Here is a 2,500-nt window from a genome sequence, read left to right as displayed (position 1 = left end):
CAACCCTGACCTCCAGCTAAGGTCCCCAAGTCATGGCTAAGTGGGAAAGGATGTGAGGATCCCAAAACAACCAGGATGTTGGCTTAGAAGCAGCCATCATTTAAAGAAAGCGTAACAGCTCACTGGTCTAATCAAGGGTCTTTGCGCCGAAAATGTAACGGGGCTGAAGCCATGCACCGAAGCTGAGGCTTGCACATCTAACGATGATGCAGGGGTAGCGGAGCGTTCCGTAAGTCTGTGAAGGCGGACCCGTGAGGGCTGCTGGAGATATCGGAAGTGCGAATGTTGACATGAGTAACGATAAAGAGGGTGAGAGACCCTCTCGCCGAAAGACCAAGGGTTCCTGCTTAAAGTTAATCTGAGCAGGGTTAGCCGGCCCCTAAGACGAGGCAGACATGCGTAGTCGATGGGAACCACGTTAATATTCGTGGGCCTGGTGGTAGTGACGGATCGCGTAAGTTGTTCATTCTTATTGGATTGAATGGGCGGCGGGGCGGTTCCAGGAAATAGCTCCACCTTATAGACCGTACCCGAAACCGACACAGGTGGTCAGGTAGAGCATACCAAGGCGCTTGAGAGAACTATGTTGAAGGAACTCGGCAAATTGCACGCGTAACTTCGGAAGAAGCGTGACCCCAGATTGGGCAACCATTTTGGGGTGGCACAGACCAGGGGGTAGCGACTGTTTATCAAAAACACAGGGCTCTGCGAAGTCGAAAGACGACGTATAGGGTCTGACGCCTGCCCGGTGCTGGAAGGTTAAGAGGAGGGGTGCAAGCTCTGAATCGAAGCCCCAGTAAACGGCGGCCGTAACTATAACGGTCCTAAGGTAGCGAAATTCCTTGTCGGGTAAGTTCCGACCTGCACGAATGGCGTAACGACTTCCCCGCTGTCTCCAACATAGACTCAGTGAAATTGAATTCCCCGTGAAGATGCGGGGTTCCTGCGGTTAGACGGAAAGACCCCGTGCACCTTTACTATAGCTTTACACTGGCATTCGTGTCGGCATGTGTAGGATAGGTGGTAGGCTTTGAAGCGGGGACGCCAGTTCTCGTGGAGCCATCCTTGAAATACCACCCTTATCGTCATGGATGTCTAACCGCGGCCCGTCATCCGGGTCCGGGACAGTGTATGGTGGGTAGTTTGACTGGGGCGGTCGCCTCCGAAAGAGTAACGGAGGCGCGCGATGGTGGGCTCAGACCGGTCGGAAATCGGTCGTCGAGTGCAATGGCATAAGCCCGCCTGACTGCGAGACTGACAAGTCGAGCAGAGACGAAAGTCGGTCATAGTGATCCGGTGGTCCCGCGTGGAAGGGCCATCGCTCAACGGATAAAAGGTACGCCGGGGATAACAGGCTGATGACCCCCAAGAGTCCATATCGACGGGGTTGTTTGGCACCTCGATGTCGGCTCATCGCATCCTGGGGCTGGAGCAGGTCCCAAGGGTTTGGCTGTTCGCCAATTAAAGCGGTACGTGAGCTGGGTTCAGAACGTCGTGAGACAGTTCGGTCCCTATCTGCCGTGGGTGTAGGAATATTGACAGGATCTGTCCCTAGTACGAGAGGACCGGGATGGACATATCTCTGGTGGACCTGTTGTCCTGCCAAGGGCATAGCAGGGTAGCTATATATGGACGGGATAACCGCTGAAGGCATCTAAGCGGGAAACCCCCCTGAAAACGAGTGTTCCCTATCAGGGCCGTGGAAGACGACCACGTTGATAGGCCGGGTGTGGACGTGCAGCAATGCATGAAGCTTACCGGTACTAATCGCCCGATCGGCTTGATCGTTCTCATTGACCATGTTCATCGAAGATGAAATGAACAACGAGATTTGTTTTGTCCTGACGCTGTCGTGGCCCTTGGCCACTACGCTGCGGACGGCCCGCGCCACAAGGCGCGACGGCCTCTGGCCTGTACGGGTGCCTCAAGCATCCGCAGTGAACAGGGGCTCCATTGACGTGTTCGAAAAGACTAATCACTACCGACTAGTCACCAATCACTCACTTGAGTGAACCAGCTTCTCAAATGTTGCGCTTCGCCGACCTGGTGGTCATTGCGGGGTGGCTGCACCCGTTCCCATTCCGAACACGGCCGTGAAACACCCCTGCGCCAATGGTACTTCGTCTCAAGACGCGGGAGAGTAGGTCGCTGCCAGGTCTGCCAAACGCAACAACAAAATCTTCTCGTCACGAAACCGAACGGCCCATGCCGATACCTTCATTGGGCCGCTCAAGCGGCCCTTCGCCGTTTGCAGGGCTGAAATGAAATGCGGGACAAAACTCCGGTGCGTCCCTCACCCGAGACAAAGCGCCTTCGGCAATTGGCTCGGCAAAAGCATGAACCGATACGCAGTTTACCCACCGTGACAACACCCTCCGGTGTTGCACCGACCGGATAAACCGCTACCCGGTTTACCTCAATAACGCGGGGTGGAGCAGCCCGGTAGCTCGTCAGGCTCATAACCTGAAGGCCGCAGGTTCAAATCCTGCCCCCGCAACCA

Annotated in this window: 1 tRNA gene and 2 rRNA genes (1 of these 3 cut by a window edge); all 3 read left to right on the top strand. The window is 55.4% G+C overall.

Features of this window, described 5'->3' with window-relative positions:
- Window positions 1-1,788: ribosomal RNA gene (locus tag ACMGE0_RS33175) — 23S ribosomal RNA — on the top strand; it begins 1,096 nt to the left of the window's first position.
- 254 nt (window positions 1,789-2,042) lie between these two features.
- A 5S ribosomal RNA gene (gene rrf / locus ACMGE0_RS33170) occupies window positions 2,043-2,157 on the top strand.
- A 266-nt stretch (window positions 2,158-2,423) separates the two neighbouring features.
- Window positions 2,424-2,500: transfer RNA gene (locus ACMGE0_RS33165), tRNA-Met, on the top strand.

This window comes from Neorhizobium descurainiae, assembly GCF_051400715.1.
Lineage (GTDB): Bacteria > Pseudomonadota > Alphaproteobacteria > Rhizobiales > Rhizobiaceae > Neorhizobium.
Note: the sequence above shows the minus strand (reverse complement) of the source record. Positions and strands in the feature narration are given on the sequence as shown.